The sequence below is a fragment of the Gracilibacillus suaedae genome (assembly GCF_017599345.1).
GTDB lineage: Bacteria > Bacillota > Bacilli > Bacillales > Amphibacillaceae > Gracilibacillus > Gracilibacillus suaedae.
The window spans coordinates 117330-135184 of the sequence record NZ_JAGFVL010000057.1; the positions used below are offsets into that span (position 1 = coordinate 117330).

Annotated in this window: 14 protein-coding genes, 1 pseudogene and 1 riboswitch; of the genes and pseudogenes, 14 read left to right on the plus strand and 1 reads right to left on the minus strand. The window is 37.1% G+C overall.

What is annotated here, in order from left to right; all coding sequences use genetic code 11:
- Window positions 1-72 precede the first annotated feature (72 nt).
- The 13 genes from J5J03_RS17325 (at window position 73) to gucD (ending at window position 13872) form a co-directional block, all read left to right on the plus strand.
- Window positions 73-942, plus strand: coding sequence for a LysR family transcriptional regulator (locus J5J03_RS17325; protein WP_208591222.1), 870 nt, complete (start codon window positions 73-75; stop codon window positions 940-942).
- Window positions 943-1564: 622 nt separating this feature from the next.
- Window positions 1565-1951: a (2Fe-2S) ferredoxin domain-containing protein gene (locus J5J03_RS17330; protein ID WP_208591223.1), complete on the plus strand. Its 387-nt coding sequence runs from the start codon at window positions 1565-1567 to the stop codon at window positions 1949-1951.
- A gap of 71 nt (window positions 1952-2022) precedes the next feature.
- The gene (gene sufU / locus J5J03_RS17335) at window positions 2023-2463 is read left to right on the plus strand and encodes a Fe-S cluster assembly sulfur transfer protein SufU (protein ID WP_208591224.1); all 441 of its coding nucleotides are present in this window, start codon (window positions 2023-2025) and stop codon (window positions 2461-2463) included.
- A 104-nt stretch (window positions 2464-2567) separates the two neighbouring features.
- Window positions 2568-2981, plus strand: a complete 414-nt coding sequence (locus J5J03_RS17340) for a Fur family transcriptional regulator (RefSeq protein WP_208591225.1) — start codon at window positions 2568-2570, stop codon at window positions 2979-2981.
- Window positions 2982-3261: 280 nt separating this feature from the next.
- Window positions 3262-4266 (plus strand): ZinT family metal-binding protein, encoded by a 1005-nt coding sequence (locus J5J03_RS17345; protein WP_208591226.1) that lies wholly within the window; start codon window positions 3262-3264, stop codon window positions 4264-4266.
- Between the two features lie 217 nt (window positions 4267-4483).
- Window positions 4484-6118 carry a metal ABC transporter solute-binding protein, Zn/Mn family gene (locus J5J03_RS17350; RefSeq protein WP_208591230.1) on the plus strand — a complete coding sequence of 545 codons (1635 nt, stop codon included), beginning with the start codon at window positions 4484-4486 and terminating at the stop codon, window positions 6116-6118.
- 73 nt (window positions 6119-6191) lie between these two features.
- Window positions 6192-6902 carry a metal ABC transporter ATP-binding protein gene (locus tag J5J03_RS17355; RefSeq protein WP_231710802.1) on the plus strand — a complete coding sequence of 237 codons (711 nt, stop codon included), beginning with the start codon at window positions 6192-6194 and terminating at the stop codon, window positions 6900-6902.
- Complete coding sequence (locus tag J5J03_RS17360; RefSeq protein ID WP_208591231.1) at window positions 6848-7717, plus strand: metal ABC transporter permease; 870 nt, start codon at window positions 6848-6850, stop codon at window positions 7715-7717. The genes J5J03_RS17355 and J5J03_RS17360 overlap by 55 nt, the downstream gene beginning before the upstream one ends.
- A 287-nt stretch (window positions 7718-8004) precedes the next feature.
- Window positions 8005-8565 (plus strand): DUF3267 domain-containing protein, encoded by a 561-nt coding sequence (locus J5J03_RS17365; RefSeq protein WP_208591233.1) that lies wholly within the window; start codon window positions 8005-8007, stop codon window positions 8563-8565.
- Between the two features lie 71 nt (window positions 8566-8636).
- A riboswitch (purine riboswitch) is annotated at window positions 8637-8739 on the plus strand.
- Between the two features lie 97 nt (window positions 8740-8836).
- Window positions 8837-10138, plus strand: a complete 1302-nt coding sequence (locus tag J5J03_RS17370; protein ID WP_208591235.1) for an NCS2 family permease — start codon at window positions 8837-8839, stop codon at window positions 10136-10138.
- Window positions 10139-10648: 510 nt separating this feature from the next.
- Window positions 10649-11413, plus strand: a complete 765-nt coding sequence (locus J5J03_RS17375) for an IclR family transcriptional regulator (protein ID WP_208591237.1) — start codon at window positions 10649-10651, stop codon at window positions 11411-11413.
- 108 nt (window positions 11414-11521) lie between these two features.
- Window positions 11522-12421: a fumarylacetoacetate hydrolase family protein gene (locus J5J03_RS17380; protein WP_208591239.1), complete on the plus strand. Its 900-nt coding sequence runs from the start codon at window positions 11522-11524 to the stop codon at window positions 12419-12421.
- A complete protein-coding gene (gene gucD, locus J5J03_RS17385) occupies window positions 12418-13872 on the plus strand; it encodes an alpha-ketoglutaric semialdehyde dehydrogenase GucD (protein WP_208591240.1) in 1455 nt (484 codons plus the stop codon). The genes J5J03_RS17380 and gucD overlap by 4 nt, the downstream gene beginning before the upstream one ends.
- Before the next feature lie 281 nt (window positions 13873-14153).
- On the opposite strand, the pseudogene J5J03_RS17390 reads toward gucD, so the two are convergent.
- Window positions 14154-16145 (minus strand): annotated as a pseudogene (locus J5J03_RS17390) (YjhG/YagF family D-xylonate dehydratase).
- Window positions 16146-16487: 342 nt separating this feature from the next.
- On the opposite strand from J5J03_RS17390, the gene J5J03_RS17395 reads away from it, so the two are divergent.
- On the plus strand, window positions 16488-17828 hold the full coding sequence (locus J5J03_RS17395) for an extracellular solute-binding protein (RefSeq protein ID WP_208591244.1): 1341 nt from the start codon (window positions 16488-16490) through the stop codon (window positions 17826-17828).
- Window positions 17829-17855 lie beyond the last annotated feature (27 nt).

Genomic DNA, 17855 nt, shown 5'->3' on the forward strand with positions numbered 1-17855 from the left:
TGTCTTTATTGTAAGGACTGTGTTAATATAAGTAAAATTGATATTTTTAATGTGGGAGATGAGTAAAAACTCATGACTATTGTTCGTTTTGAAATTATTGCAAAAGTAGTTGAGCTGGGGAGCTTTACTGCAACAGCTGAAAAGTTAAATATGACGCAATCAGCAGTAAGTCATGCTGTAGCTAGTTTAGAATCTGAATTAGCTGTCCCCCTGTTAATACGTGACCGTAGAAAAGGAATAACACTGACAGAAGTTGGGCAAAAAGTCCTTCCTCATATGAGAGAAATATTGAAAAGAATGGAGAGTATTAATCAAGAAATTGCCTTAGCAACTAATTTAGAGACCGGAATCATTCGTATTGGTACGTTTGCAAGTGCTTCTTCCTGCTTATTACCTAAATTGCTATCCAAGTTCCAGAAGAAATATCCTAGAATCGAATTCAAGTTTTACGAAGGAACCTATGAAGAAATAATAGAGTGGCTGAGTTCAGGTATTATCGATATTGGATTTGTTGTAAAAGGAAAATCAAACCCAGATTTCGATTTGGTACCTTTAATTAAAGACAATATGGTGGTAGCTTATCATCCAGATCATCAATTCCATACCAAGGAAACAGTGAGTATGAAGGATTTAATGGATCAGTCTTTTATTATGCCGACAGGAATGTACCAATCTCACGTAGAAGAGTTATTTGAAGATGCACAAATGAAACCTTCTATCCGTTTTGAAGTGCGTGACTGTACAACGATTGCCAATATGGTGCAAGAAGGACTCGGTGTTACTATTGGTCCAGAATTATTTTTAAAGACGCAGAAAAACATAAAAATTAGTAAACTAAATATTAAAAACAACCGTGAAGTGGCACTTGCTTGTCAATCTATTGAGAATTCTTCTCCCGCAGTAAAGGAATTCCTTCATGTGGCAAAAGATGTTTTTGAATAAGCTGTGTCGTTTACCTAGTGGATATTTTTACAAATAAGAATGGCTTTATTCATTGGATTTGTTTTTTTGATATATGCCTATATTATTGTGACAAACTTTTTGGAGGTTGTTATATTTGGTAGAGATCAACAATTAAATCTGTTTTTGTTGATTAGTATATTATAAAAGTAAGTGTAAAATAGTCTACATCTATTCTTTGGTGTGGATTATTTTACGCTTACCGAATTTGGAACTGAAATGTATAAATTAACAGACACTATCTACATAATTCAATCATTACTATCGGAAAGGATATTCGGAAATTATTTACTAATCTAGCTTGTGCAAGATTAGTAAATAATTTTTATAAAAAAGGTAATCATAAGATCATACATTTTATAAATCGTAACCATTACTATTTACGCCCGAGGTCTAATGGATTTATTCTGGATAGTAGAATTTATGCTTCATATAAAGGAGTGCTTTCAGTGAGTATAAATAACATATATGAACAATGTGTTGCTAAGAGCAAGGAGCTAAAAGTAAAGCGAGATTAATAATGTTGTAAACAGACTACAAATTCCATAAAACGGTTAAGTCTATAACCAGATGAAATTAATGATAATGTTTGGAGGTTTTTGTAATGACAACATGGGATTTGAGAAATACGAAGCATCATCTCTTTATCTGCAACGGTAGTACTTGTAATCAGAATGGAGCAGAGGAATTAACACAAACCCTTCGAAAAGAAATTGCAGACCGAGATCTAGATGATACCATTCATACAACACGAACAAGGTGTAATGGAAGATGCCAAGATAAGTGTGTTGTTATCGACTATCCAAAAGGAACATGGTACAAGGATTTGCAACCAAAGGATTCGCCCCACTTTATTAATTCACTTCTTGTCGATGAGAATTATACAGAAAAAGTAAGCCATATCTTTCGAGGCCAATGTTTCGAACGTACGCCAGGTATATCTACAGGAGTTTCTAAAGACAAAGAACGAGTGCTTAGAGTATCAAAATGAAAGGCTAATAATTTGCTTTCAGTGAAATAAAGAAAGCTGATTGGACACTCACAATGAAGGGAGAGTTCACAATGCTTGATAACTTGTACCGAACAGTGATTATGGACCATTATAAATATAAGAGAAATTTTGAAGAATTAAAAGGTGAAAATATTGTAAGAGTTCATTATAAAAATCCGACTTGTGGCGATGTTATGACTTTGTTTTTGGATCTTGAAGATGCCCGTGTAAGGAGAGCAGCGTTTCTTGGCGAAGGTTGTAGTATTAGCATGGCTTCTGCATCTATGATGACCGAATTGATCGAAAATAAACCATTAAAAGAAGTTGCTTCTCTAAGGAAAGGATTTGAAGATTTAATCCGACATGGAGAAGAACCAGAAAAGATTGATTTGGGTGATAGTTTATCGTTGCAAGGAGTCCATCCGTTAAAAGCAAGACATAATTGCGCATTAATGACTTGGCAAGCTTTAGATAAAGCATTAAAAAACACAAAAGAGTACACTACATTCTAGTTATTCCATTAAGGTTAATCTACTAGCTTTTAATACAATTTACAGAATGTGTTGAAAAGTTAAAGTTTCCGATAAGCAGGTTAATAGTAAGGAGGAGATTTTTAATGAATATTACTGTTGCATTGAATAGGCTGGAAAAGAAAGGATATAAAAATACAAGAAAAAGAGAAAGAATGCTAAAAATATTCATTAAAGAAAATCGATATTTATCTGCCAAAGGTATCTTTAAGTTAATTGTTGAGGATTATCCCTATTTAAGTGTAGATACGATATACCGTAATATAAAAATATTTGAAGAACTGGATATTATAGAGTCAACCGAACTAAGTGGAGAGAAACATTATCGCTTTAAATGTTCATCTGACCATCATCATCATATTATTTGTACCGATTGCGGTGCAGTGGAAAAAATAGAAATGTGTCCAATGGATGCTATCACGGATACTCCAGAAGGGTTTACAATTACACACCATAAATTTGAGATTTATGGTTATTGTGATGAATGTAGATCCTTATAGTTTCATATTTTAATAGAAATTTTTATCACGGTGCTAAATGTCTATAAAACCCTCACTTCAAGATTCAAGTAACACAAGGATAAGTTTAGTGACAACAGACGCTAACAACTTGATCATAGTCTCACTTTATGTAAAAAAATGTATAAAAACATCATTGAAATTGGAATGTCTTAATTTTTTTAGGTCTAAAATTCTTGACAGAGAAGAGTAGCAAGTGTTATTATTCAAAAACGTAATCATTACGATTTACCAAATATATGTATAGGAGAGGAAAGAAAAAATGAAAAGATTACTTACTAGTTTATCAATCTTATTGTTAATTAGTTTCTACCTAACAGCTTGTCAAGGTTCAGAAGGTGAGCAAGTAGATGGAACAGAGGAAGGAGAACAAGAAGTACATACAGATGAGGAACATGATCATCATGAAGATGAAGAAGAAAATATTGAAGCACCAGAAGGCATTGAAATCAAAGGAGTTGCCGACCACTATCATACAGGAGATACAATTGAGCTAACTGCAGTATTAGAGGAAGATTCAGAGTTCGATCATTGGCACTGGTATAGTAGAGAAAGTGAAGACGCTGAATGGGAAGTTGTTTCAGGACAAGAGACAGAAACGTTTACAGGAGAAGCGACAGTAAACGGCTTAGAAATTAAAGCTGTTTTATTCGACGATGATCACGAGCCTAGTGTTCAGTCCGCACCAGTTGAAGTTATCATTGATGATCATCATGGACATGATGAAGCAAGCCAACAAATCTATGAAGGTTATTTTGAAGATAGTCAAGTAGAAGATCGTGAATTGTCTGATTGGGAAGGAGATTGGCAATCGGTTTATCCATATCTTTTATCTGGAGATTTAGACGAAGTGTTTGAACATAAAGCAGAAGATGGTGATATGACAGCAGAAGAGTACAAAGAGTACTACACTGTTGGTTACGAAACTGATGTCGAGCGCATTATTATTGAGGATGGTCAGGTAACCTTTTTTGAAAATGGGAATGAATCTTCAGGAGAATACGAATCAGATGGTTACGAGATTCTCACTTATGAAGCAGGTAATAGAGGGGTTCGATTTATATTTGAATTAGTGGATGGATCAGATGAAATGCCTCAGTACATTCAGTTTAGTGATCATAATATATTCCCGGTTGATTCTCATCATTTTCACTTATATTGGGGAGATGATCGTGAAGAACTGTTAGAGGAAGTTACGAATTGGCCAACGTATTATCCTTCCGATTTAGATAAGGATGGAATCGTTCAGGAAATGCTAGCACATTAATTATTTGAACGGTGTTAATTGTCGTTAAGAAAATGTGAGAATAATAGGTGCAAATATCCTTGTAAGATTTTCTCTAACCTTAAGCGATGAACAAATCCTTGCTGAAGGAAGTTTTACTTAAAAAAGAATAACAAAGTGGGGACCGAATATAAAAAAGGTATTTTTTTAGCGTTTAAATCGTAATCATTACGTATAAAGTAATGTAAGGAGAATGATAATGAAAAGAAATTGGTTAGTCACCGTTTTATTTAGTTTCATTATGGGTGCTACTCTCTTGGGATGTAATCAAAATGAGGATGAAAGCACTGCAAATGAAAAGTTATCGGTTGTCACATCGTTTTATCCAATGTATGAATTTACTCAACAAGTAGCGGGGGATCGAGCAGATGTATCACTGATTGTCTCTGCCGGAGAAGATGCGCACCACTATGAACCAAGCGCACAAGATGTAGCAGGTGTTAATGAAGCAGATGCATTTGTATATAGCAGTGAAGAAATGGAACATTGGGTAGAGAGTTTATTAAATACAGTAGAGAACGATGATCTTGTAATTGCTCGTACAGCAGATGGTGTGGATTTAGTTAATACTGAAAGCTCAGGCCATGATCATGAGGGCGAGGAAAATCAAGAAGCTGCTGGAAGTATAAACATTCAAGGTGTTGCGGATCATTATCATACTGGTGACATGATCGAATTAACAGCGGATTTAGATGAAGATGTAGAATATGATCACTGGCACTGGTATACAAGGGAAAGTGCTGATGAGGAATGGGCAACTGTTCCGGATCAAGGAGGACCTGAATTTGAATATGAAGCCTCAGGAGAAAGTTTTGAACTCCGAGCGGTACTTTTCGATGACGAACATAATGAATGTGCAGAATCAGAACCAGTAGAAATTGTCATTGATGATCATGATGGACACGATCACGAAGATGGCGAAGAAGAACACGATCATAACCATGGTGAAGAAGAAGGGCATGACCACGAACATGGTCAAGAAGAGGAACATGCTCATGATGAGGAATCTGGTCAAGATAATGAACATGGAAGTGATACCATTGAAATCGCCGGCTTGGCGGATCACTATCATACAGGAGATGTAGTTACACTTGTTGCACAGGTCGATGAAGATGTAGAGTATGATCATTGGCACTGGTTTACACGTGAAAGTGAAGAAGAGGAATGGGAAGTTGTATCTGGTCAACAAACCGATCATTTTGAGTATGAAACGACTGGAGAAAGTTTCGAAGTTCAAGCGATACTTTATGACAACGATCATAATACGTATGCGAAATCAGAGCCGGTGTCCGTTTTGATTGATGATCATGAATCACACGATCCACATATTTGGTTAGACCCAGTATTGGCACAAGAGCAAGTGAATGTTATTCGTGACGCGCTAATTGAAGCAGATCCTGACGGGAAAGAAATTTATGAGGAAAATGCGGAAGCCTTTAATGAAGAGCTGCAAGCATTAGATAAGGAATATCAAACTGCTCTTGAAGAGGCAGAGGATCGTGATTTTGTCGTACAACATCAAGCATTTGGATACCTAGCACAACGTTACAATTTAGAGCAAATCGCTATTGGTGGTTTATCCACAGAAGTAGAACCAAGTCCATCGCGTATTGCTGAGATTGCAGACCTAGTGCAAGAACATGATGTTCCAGTTATTTATTATCAACAGGGAGCTAATTCAGCAATAGCAGAAACTGTCGCTACTGAAACAGGGACAGAGACAGCAGCTTTGTATGATTTAGAAGTATTGTCTGAAGAATTACAAGCAGAGGATCTAGGATACGTGGATGCGATGCGTCAGAATTTGGAAGCTTTACAGTTAAGTGTTCAATAATTGGAGTAAAGATCGGAAACATAGGCTTCTTAAATCATAAGTCGAAAGAATATAATAAAAGAAAGGTCGCTTAATGGTGCATTATATTGAAGTGAAGAACCTAGCCTTTCAGTATGAAGAGGAACCAGTGTTAGAGAATATTTCATTTGAAGTAGATGCAGAAGATTTTGTAATGCTAACAGGGGAAAATGGTGCAGCAAAAACGACACTATTGCGCAATATTTTGGGCTTACTTAAGCCGTCGAAAGGTAGTGTCCGAATTGCTTCCAAAAATCGTTTTGGTGAGAAACTAGTTGTCGGATATGTTTCCCAGCAAGTTGCATCCTTTAATGCGGGGTTTCCAAGTACTGTACTGGAACTTGTGCAATCTGGTCGCTATCAAAGGGGCAAATGGTTTAAACGTTTAGATAAAGAAGACAGAGACCATGTTAGACGTTCACTTGAATCAGTAGGAATGTGGGACATGCGTCATAATAAAATAGGGGAGTTATCTGGTGGACAAAAGCAGCGGATTTCTCTCGCGCGTGTATTTGCAACAGATCCTGATTTGTTTGTGTTGGATGAGCCTACAACGGGAATGGATGTGAATTCTCGTGAAGAATTCTATGAATTATTGAAGCACAATAGCAGTGAACATGGTAAGGGAATTTTAATGGTTACCCACGATCATGAAGAAATTCGACATTACGCTGATAAACATATTGAGCTAGTGAGGAAGGAGGACTCACCTTGGAGATGTTTTTCCATGGATTCATGCAAAGAGCTTTCCAAGCCTCACTCCTAATATCATTAATTGCACCTGTATTAGGGTTGTTTTTAATTTTACGTAGACAGTCTCTAATGGCAGATACTTTATCACATGTCTCCTTAGCAGGTGTAGCACTTGGCTTGTTAATCGGTGTCAATCCGACGTGGACCAACATTTTAGTGGTGGCGATGATTGCAATAGTGCTAGAATATTTGCGTGCGGTGTATCGCACCTATTCGGAGGTTTCTATTGCGATTTTGATGTCAGCCGGAATGGCTCTAGCATTAGTCCTGATGGGATTAAATGAAGGCGGGGCAACTTTAAGTATGAATCAATTTTTATTTGGTTCCATTGTCACCATAAGTGATCAGCAAGTATGGATGTTATTAATATTAACCCTTATTATTGGGCTGCTATATTTAGTTTTTCGAAAGCCTATGTATATTTTGACATTTGATGAAGAAACAGCTTTCACCGCAGGTTTACCTATTAAAACGATGTCTGTTTTATTTAATGTATTAACAGGAGTAACCATTGCTGTGATTATGCCTATCGTTGGGGCTTTACTAGTTTCAGCCGTCATCGTTCTTCCCGCTGCCATCTCAATGCGCTTAAGTAAAAGTTTCAATGGTGTTATTTTAATTGGAATAGTTATTGCACTAATTGGGATGTTAAGTGGTTTAGTCGCTTCCTATGAAGTAGGTACTCCCCCGGGAGCTACGATCACATTAATTTTAATTGTGATTTTTGTTATCACAGCACTGATTAAGAATTTATTACGTCACGTAAAATTTGAAAGTCCTTTTAAGAAAAGTAATATTATGAGTATTGAAAAGAAGTCGCGACATTAAAAAAATGTTGCGACTTTTTTCTTGCTTGTAAGGAAAGTATAAAACATCGTATTCAATGGCTCTGACCAACAGAACGACTTCACAGGCGGATTTTTGTTCAGGGTAAACTCAACATTTCCATAAATACATACTCCAGTTAATCCAACTTTACCGCGCAGAGCTATGAATCAGAAGAAATGCGAGATGAAATGGAAACATTTACCTTTTCTTAAAACATTAAAATTGCAAAGACCTAGGATTTTCTATTTCAATTTATGCTAAAATAAAGGAAAAAAGGTGGAATATAAATGAACCTAAAGTTGATCGATGAAATCAACATCATGGTGAATCGAAAGCTTGTTATTTGGCTAAATGTATGGTCTATTATGTTGTTCCTGTTATTATTAGTTGTTGGTTTATTCTTCTCATCAGAAGGGTCTATTTCTTTTACTGGTTTAGGCTTCTTCATCTTTTTTATTTGTCTAATCATTACCTTTTGTTTGCATGAATGGATTCACGGCATCTTTTTTAAAGTGTTTGCTCCAGAAGCCAAAGTAAAATATGGCTTTAAAAGTGGTATGCTTTATGCAGCTAATCCTGGCACGAAATATACAAAACAACAATTTGCGATGATTGCCATCATGCCCTTTGTTATCATTAGTTTACTGATCTGTTTATCACTTATTTTTCCGATCCATCGTATGCCAATCTTTATCCTGTTTGCGATACATACATCTGGTTGTGTAGGGGATTTTTATTATTGTTATAAGTTATGGCGAAACAAAAATCGCCCGGTTCTGATAGAAGATACTGCAGAAGGTATAAAAATATTCGAGAAAGTAAAAGCGAACAATACTATAGAAAAATAAACGAATATTCGGATTTAGTCTTGACTAAATCAAAACAGCCTAGTAATATAGTAATATATTAATGCAATTTCATATCAACCATAATCATTCGTCGTATAATGTTGGGAATATGGCCCAAGAGTTTCTACCAGAGCACCGTAAATTGCTCTGACTACGAGGAGGATGTAGGATATATTTTTTTATTTAGACTACGCCGAATTGTAAAAGCACTCTTGGAATTTTTAAGAGTGTTTTTTTATTTGGCCAATGAACCAAAAGGAGGAAAGATAAAGTGAGAAAGTATTTTGAGTTTGATCAATTGGGGACAAACTATCGTACGGAAACAGTAGCAGGTATTACTACCTTCTTAGCTATGGCCTATATTTTATTTGTTAACCCTGATATGTTAGCTGCAGATGGAACTGGGATGGATAGAGATGCTGTATTCGTTGCGACAGCTCTAGCAGCAGCAATTGGTACGTTAATTATGGGTGTTTTTGCAAAATACCCCATTGCACTTGCACCTGGGATGGGATTGAACGCATTTTTTACCTATACAGTTGTTTTAGGTCATGGAATTCCATGGGAAACAGCATTAGCAGGTGTTTTTGTATCAGGTATTATCTTTATTATATTGACACTTACAGGTATTCGTGAAAAAGTCATTAATGCGATTCCTCCTGTTTTAAAGATGGCAGTAGGTGCAGGTATTGGTTTGTTTATTGCATTTATTGGTTTTCAAAATTCAGAAATTATCATTGCGGACCCATCAACAATGGTTGCATTAGGTGATCTTACGGCAGGTCCGACATTATTAGCTGTTTTTGGTGTTATTATCACGGTTATCTTACTTGCTTTAGGGTTAAAAGGTGGAGTATTTTACGGTATGATCATCACAGCCATTGTAGGGATGATCTTTAGTCAGGTACCCACTCCTGATGGAATTGTTGCTCCTGTACCTAGTATAGCTCCGACTCTCGGTGCTGCATTTGCTCATTTAGGGGAAGTATTTACCTTAGAAATGCTAGTCGTAATTTTAACATTCTTATTCGTAGACTTTTTTGACACGGCAGGTACGTTGGTTGCAGTTGCCTCGAAAGCAGGTTTATTAAAGGATAATAAACTACCAAGAGCAGGAAAAGCGCTATTCTCAGATTCAGCTGCTACTGTAGTGGGTGCTACTCTAGGAACATCAACAACCACTTCTTATGTAGAATCTGCAACAGGTGTTGGTGCGGGCGGACGTTCCGGTTTCGCATCAGTTATAACAGCATTATTGTTCATTTTAGCGTTATTCTTTTCACCACTATTAGGAGTAGTTACTTCTGCGGTGACAGCACCAGCATTAATTATTGTAGGCGTATTAATGGCATCATCCTTAAAAGACATTCCGTGGGATGAATTTGATGTGGCTGTACCAGCGTTTTTAACAGTTATAACCATGCCATTGACATACAGTATCGCAACAGGTATCGCGGTAGGTTTCATTTTCTACCCGATTACAAAAGTAGCTAAAGGTAAAGCAAAAGAAATTCACCCAGTGATGTGGTTCCTATTTGTTATCTTCGTCTTGTATTTGGCATTTCTAAATTAAATGGATAGCAGGCTCTAGCATTTGCTAGAGCCTTTATTAGTTAGTACATCATTTAGAGTGAATTTCCGCTATTATCCCTCAAAACTGTTTCTATCCAAATTAGTTGTTTGTGCTTCACTACTTTACCTATTTCTTATTGCCTGAACATTGTGTAAAAGTCGCAATATTTATGATTGGATTACAATAGATAAAAAAATTAGCAAATACAAATTCATTCCAATAAGACAGAATGTAAGAGAAAGAAATAGAAGCTTATATTTGTATAAATTTTAATGTCAATTGTTGGAATCCCCCCAACAACTATTTGAAAAAATAAAAATGATATGGACCAATATATTGGATGAGCTTCTTTTGGACGAAAAAAGTATAAATAGATAATAGTTTAATAGACTACCACCGTTTATAATAGGTTGGTATAAGTAAGTTCAATTATTTAAAAACACTTTTGAATATATAAAACTAATATGATATAATCTTAAGAAAGCAAATGATGAAAGAGGTTACATAAATATGCCAATCATACAGTCTGTCGATAGAGCATTAAAAATCCTTGATTTATTTAATGAACAATACAGTGAAATGAAAATTACAGAAATCAGTAGAAAATTAGACTTAAACAAAAGTACAACACATTCGTTATTAAAAACATTAAAAGAGCATAACTATATTAAACAGGATGCGGATAATGGCAAATATAGCTTAGGATTGAAACTCCTGGAACGTGGCCAGTTCATGTTAAATAGTATGGACATAAGAGAGATAGCCCGAAAATACCTGATCGATTTATCTGTTACAACCGGCCAAACAACACACTTAGTTATCCTAGAAGGTATGTATGGTGTCTATATTGATAAGGTCGAAGGTGCTTCTGCAGTAGTTTATTCCCGAATTGGGAAGCGGGTACCCATTCATAGTAGTGCTGTTGGAAAATCTTTAATGGCCTTTAGACAACAAGGGGAAATAGATGAACTTTTACAAGATTATGAGTTCTTTGCCCAAACGACTAACACGATTACAGATAAACAAGTATACCTAGATGAATTAACAAAAGTAAGGACGCAAGGTTATTCGGTAGATAATGAGGAAAATGAACCTGGTATTTACTGTATTGCAGTACCTATATTTGATCATACCAATAATGTGGTCGCTGCTATTAGTATTTCTACTACAAAACAGACGATTACCCCAACATTAGAACAGGAAATTGTCACTACGTTAAAACAAACATGTTCTGAAATTTCTCGAGCGTTAGGTAATAGAAAAATTTATCTGTAGACAGATAAATTTTTTAATAACTATATTTAAGAACCCAGTTTTATATTGTAAAACCAAAGAGAGATGGGTAATGGTTGTTATTTAATTACTATATAGGAGGAAAATAAAATGAAGGTTATCCGATTCAAAAAAAATGCTAGTGTAGCAAAGTTAGCCGCGGTTACTTATGACAATGATATTTTTGAATTATCTGAAGGTTCATTTCAAGATTTGATACGAAAAGCTGATAAAGCTAACAAAAGTTGCAGTCAAATGATTGAAGAGGAAATCATAAATAAGCAACCAATCTCACTAGATTTCTTTGACTTAGAGTTATTAGCACCTGTTTTATCAGATGAAGTATGGGCTGCAGGCGTAACCTACTTAAAAAGTAAGGAAGCAAGAAACAGAGAAGCCAAAGTTCAAACCAATTCATTTTATGATAAGGTGTACGATGCCGAGAGACCTGAAATCTTCTTAAAATCTACGGCACGTAGATTAATAGGTCCAGAAGAACCTGTCGGAATTAGAACAGATTCCACTTGGCAAATACCAGAGCCTGAATTAGCTTTAGTGGTAAAAGCAGATGGAGAAATTTTAGGCTATACAATTGGAAATGATATGAGTTGCCGTGACATCGAGGGAGAGAACCCACTTTATTTACCACAGGCTAAGATGTGGAAACACTCTTGTTCCATTGGTCCAGCAATATTGTTAGCGGATACAATAGAGAATCCTTATAGTCTAGAAATTGAATGCCGCATTCAACGCAATGGTGAAGTAATATCGAAAGGTTCCGCCAATACCTCTATGTTGAAAAGGACTTATAACGAATTAGTTTCCTATTTAATAAAGGATAATGACATTGTAGATGGAACAACTTTGCTTACGGGAACATGTATCATTCCAGATGACAGCTTCACGTTACAGGAGGGAGATGTCATCGAAATTGAAATTGAATCGATTGGTGTATTACGAAATCCAGTTAAATTAGTCAGCAATATTAACAAAAAGGAGAGTCTAATATGAGTGGTAAAGCATTTTTGAATTATATTGGTGGAGAATGGAAAGAAACGGTGTCCGGTGAAGTGTTGGAAAGCTACAACCCAGCCAATAAAAATGAAGTAGTCGGAAGTATGCAAAATTCGACAAATTTTGAATTGGATCAGGCAGTAGCACAAGCCAAAAATGCTCAAAAAGCATGGCGAAAAGTAGCAGGAGCTGAAAGAGGAAATTATTTATATAAAGCGGCAGCAATGTTAGAGGAAAATTTGGAAGAGATCGCCACAACCATGACGAAAGAAATGGGGAAATCCTTGCCGGAAGCAAAAGGAGAAACGACTCGAGGCATTCAAATCTTGAAATATTATGCAGGGGAAGGGATGCGTTCTGATGGAGATGTCATACCATCCACAGATGCAAGTGCGCTAATGTTTAGTAAACGTGTACCTATTGGAGTAGTTGGTGTGATTACACCGTGGAATTTCCCAGTAGCAATCCCAATATGGAAAATGGCACCTGCTTTAATTTACGGTAATACCGTTATCTTAAAACCAGCCACAGAAGGAGCAGTAACTGCTGCAAAGGTAATCGAATGCTTTGATAAGGCAGGTTTTCCAGACGGAGTTGTTAATTTTATAACAGGAAGTGGCTCTGTTATCGGTCAAGGCTTAGCGGAGCATACCGATGTTAATGCTGTTACGTTTACAGGCTCTAATAATGTAGGGAAAAATATTGGCAAAATTGTTGCAGCTCGTGGTGGTAAATATCAACTTGAGATGGGTGGTAAAAACCCAATAATCATAACAGAAGATGCAGATGTTGAAGCAGCAGTAGATGCGACACTTAGTGGTGGTCTGAAATCTACGGGACAGAAGTGTACTTGTAGTAGTCGTGTCATTGTTCAATCCAGTATCTATGAGCAATTCAAACAACGCTTAATCGAAAAGGCGCAAGTAATTACAGTAGGTGATGGAATGGACGCATCAACCTGGATGGGACCATGTGCAAGTGAAGGACAGTTTAACACCGTCAAGCATTATATTGCCAAAGGCCAAGAAGAAGGGGCAACATTAGTACTTGGTGGTAATCAATTAACAGAAGGAAGCCTGAAAGATGGTTACTATATTGAACCGACTATTTTTGATGGTGTTACTACTGATATGACCATTGCTCAAGAAGAGATCTTTGGACCTGTTCTAGCTTTAATGAAAGTAGATACAGTTGAAGAAGCAATTGAATTAGCTAATGATGTGGAATATGGACTAAGTGCATCTATCTTCACCAAAAACATTGATCATATTCTATCCTTTATCGATGATATTGAAGCAGGACTAGTCCGTATTAATTCGGAAACAGCAGGTGTAGAATTACAGGCACCATTTGGAGGAATGAAGGCATCCAGCTCTTATTCGCGAGAACAAGGTCAAGCAGCAAAAGAGTTCTTTACAACTACAAAAACGGTTTTTCTTAAAGGATAAAATCTAAATCCACTTAGAGAAAGCAGAAACTCAATGAGCTGAGTTTCTGCTTTTCATGGTATAGGAATGATAAAATTTGGCTATGTGAATAAATATGGGCATGGTGAGCCTCGTCCGCGAAGTACCCAGAAACTAGGCGACTTCCCGAAAGCGCCCTACGAAAAGTCATCCTCGGTTCGTAAACTCACTGTAATTTCTTTATTTCAATTGCTTCGATCCAGCCGCTCTTGTTTTAAACGGGCACTCTGCGCTTTTCTTATGTGTGGTGAGAGTGCGTCTGCCTAGTGACTGGTGTGAACTTCTTTCTCTTTTTCTAACACTTTCTCCCCAGCCTCCAACACCTCAATAATCCGATCGACATCATAGACACTACCTTTCCAAGTTCCGCCGCTCACTTTCTGTAAAGCAGCCCAAAGACGGGTATCATCAGGTAATTTGTCCGATGGTTTAATATCAGCATTCCTTTCTCTAGAAGCAAGGATGTCAGCACCTTCTACAGGAGAAACCTCTTGTTCTGAGCTGCCGATAAAGTTAATTGATCCTTCAAGATTTTTGGCATCGATTCGAACTTCTATTAAGTCACCATCTTGTAATTTGCCGATAGGACCGTCTGCCAACCCTTCTGGACCGACATGCCCTATACAAGCGCCTGTTGATACACCCGAAAAACGAGCATCGGTAATTAAAGTGACATACTTACCATAAGATAAGTGTTTTAACGCAGAGGTAACCTGATATGTTTCTTCCATACCTGTACCTAATGGACCGCAACCGGTAAGGACCATGATATCGTCTTTTTCAATTTGTTGTGTCTTGATTGCTTCGATAGCACTTGCCTCACTAGTAAAAACTTTTGCTTCGCCTTTATGGTAATATACTTGATGTTCATCTAATCTTGATGAGTCAATAGACGTAGATTTAATAACGGCTCCCTCAGGTGCAATGTTGCCGGTAGGGAAGGTGACAGTAGAGGTTAATCCGCGTTGTATTGCTTTTTCTTTTGACATAATGACTTCATCCGCATCAATTTGGTCAGCTTCTTTTAACTTTTCTTTCATTCTTTGTCGGCGTTCAGATTGTTCTCACCAATCCAAATTTTCCTGCAGTGTATGACCAGTAACCGTCATAACATGTTCACGTAACAAACCTAGATGACGAAGGTGTAACATGACTTCAGGAACCCCTCCTGCAAGAAAGGCGCGAATGGTAGGATGTGGTGTTGGACCATTTGGTAATACACTCACAAGACGAGGAGTTTCTTTGTTAATGCGGTGCCAATCTTCCAATGCTGGTGTTTTACATTTTGCTGCATGGGCAATTGCGGGGATATGTAGTAATAGATTGGTAGATCCACCAAAAGCAGCGTGTACCACCATTGCATTATGAATGGCATCATCTGTCACGATATTTTTTGTTGTCAGTTGTTCGTCTTCCATCGCAATAAGGGATCTTGCTGATTGACGAGCCATCTCTTTCCATACTTTCTGTCCAGACGGTGCTAGTGCAGCATGAGGAACTGTCATACCTAATGCTTCGGCAATTACTTGTGCTGTAGCGGCTGTTCCAAGGAACTGACATCCGCCACCTGGAGTCGCACAAGCCATACAGCCTAATTCAGCAGCTTCTTCTAATGATAATTCATCATTAGCATATCTTGCGCCTATAGTTTGTACTTTCCCAGCATCTTCACCATATAGCGGTGGTAACGTGACACCGCCTGGAATAACAACCGTAGGCAGATCTTGCATCGATGCTAAAGCAATGGTCATGGCTGGCAGACCTTTATCACATGTAGCTATACCAAGAACGGCATCTCGAGTTGGTAACGAACGGATTAAGCGGCGGTAAACCATGGCGGCATCATTACGATAAGGAAAGGAATCGAACATTCCCGCTGTTCCTTGGGATCTTCCATCACATGGGTCACTAACATATGCAGCGAAAGGGATACCTGCATGTTGACTGACTTCATTGGCTGCTTCTTTCATTAAAATGTCTACCTCCCAATGACCTGTATGATATCCTAAAGCTAATGGATTACCGTTTGCATCCTTTAAACCACCTTGTGTACTTAACAATAATACTTGTTTCCCATCTAACCTATTTGGACTCCATCCCATACCTACATTTTGTGAGAGTCCAAATAAATTTCCACTTGGAGATTTTCTCAGCATGTGATCAGTTAGAGGTAATTTGCCGATCGGTCCTCTTGAAACGGTTTTAATATCATAAATATCTTCAGGGTGATCCATTAACTGATTTATTTTGCCCATAACAAAACATCTCTCCTTTTGAAGCGTTTTCAAAAACGTTAATTTAAGTATAGAAGGATTAAAGACTTATGTCAATAATATAAAAAGTAGTTTTATATTATAAAACTACGTCAGATTCATAACGATTACAATAATTTGTTGACAAACAAAAAATCACTAGTTATAATGACCATAAATTTAATCGTTTTATAATAAAAAACAAGGTTTTATAATAATACAGTTTTAGTTAATAAGTTTATTAATTAAATAAACTTATTCATGATAAAAATGTAAAAAAAGGAGGTTTTGATAAAGGTTTAACCCTAAAATGTAAGCGTTGACAAAAAGGAAGGGGTTGTATTTATGTTCAATAAGAAAATTTGTTGGTTCATGCTGATTCTAATACTTTTAGTTGTTGCTGGTTGTGGTCCATCTGATTCAACCAATACAGAAGGCACAGCAGATGATGCTACAGGAGAGACGGATAAAGAAAATAGCAGTGAGAATGCGGAGAGTGACGGAGATCAGACAACATTAACTTTATGGCATATTGAAACGGGTCCTTCCAAAGAATCTATTGAAGAAGCGGTTGAACGTTTCGAAAAAAATAATCCAAATGTTTCAGTAGATGTTTCCCAACAAGAAAATGATCCATATAAATCCCAGTTAAGTGTAGCGATGGGGGGAGGTAATCCACCGGATGTTTTCCATTCTTGGGGAGGTGGTTGGCTGAAACAGTTCGTAGATTCTGATCAAGTGATGAATATTACGGATTCAGTTGATGAAAGTCTCTATAACGAAGCTGCTTTGTCAGTTTCAACTTTTGATGGTAAGGTTTACGGAGCACCGGTGAGTATGGATGTCGTACCAGTTTTCTACAATAAAGACATATTTGAAGAATATGGGTTAGAAGAACCAGAGACATATAATGACTTATTAGAAATTGTTGAAACATTAACGGATAATGATATAACACCATTCGCCTTGGCAAATCAAACGAAATGGACAGGTTCTTTCTATTTAATGTATCTAGCGGAGCGAATTGGTGGACCGGAGCTATTTAATGAAGCATTTGAACGCACAGGACGTAATTTTGATGATACGGCATATGTAGAAGCAGGAAAAAAAGTTCAAGAATTAGTAGAAATGGGTGCATTTCCGGAAGGTGTAAATGGGATGAACTATGATACTGGACAATCTCGCCAAATGCTTTACACAGAAAGTGCAGCAATGATGACAATGGGTGGTTGGTTAGTGAATAATGTACGTGATGAAATGCCGGAGTTTGAAGATAAATTAGGGTTTTTCTTATTCCCTTCCATTGAAGGCGGAGATGGTGAGAAAAACCATGTAGTAGGTGGTGTATCCCCTGTTTTTTCTGTAGCGCAACAGACTGAACATTCTGAATTAGCTGCTGAATTGGTCAATGAACTAGCAAGTCTTGAAACTGCAACAGATATGTCTAATAACGCAGGGTCTATTTCAGCTGTGAATGGTGTGGAGTATGAAGATCCTTATATCAAAGAAATGAGTGAAGTATTAGAAAGTTCACAAGCAATGCAAACCTATTATGATCAAACATTGCCGCCAGAATTAGCACAGGTACATCTAGATACCACCCAAGCTTTATTTGGTTTGTCAATGGAACCAGAACAGGCAATGGCTGAAGTGGAAGCAACGGCAAAAGAGGTATTAAAAGAATAGTTATATGGAGAACTACATTAACCACGG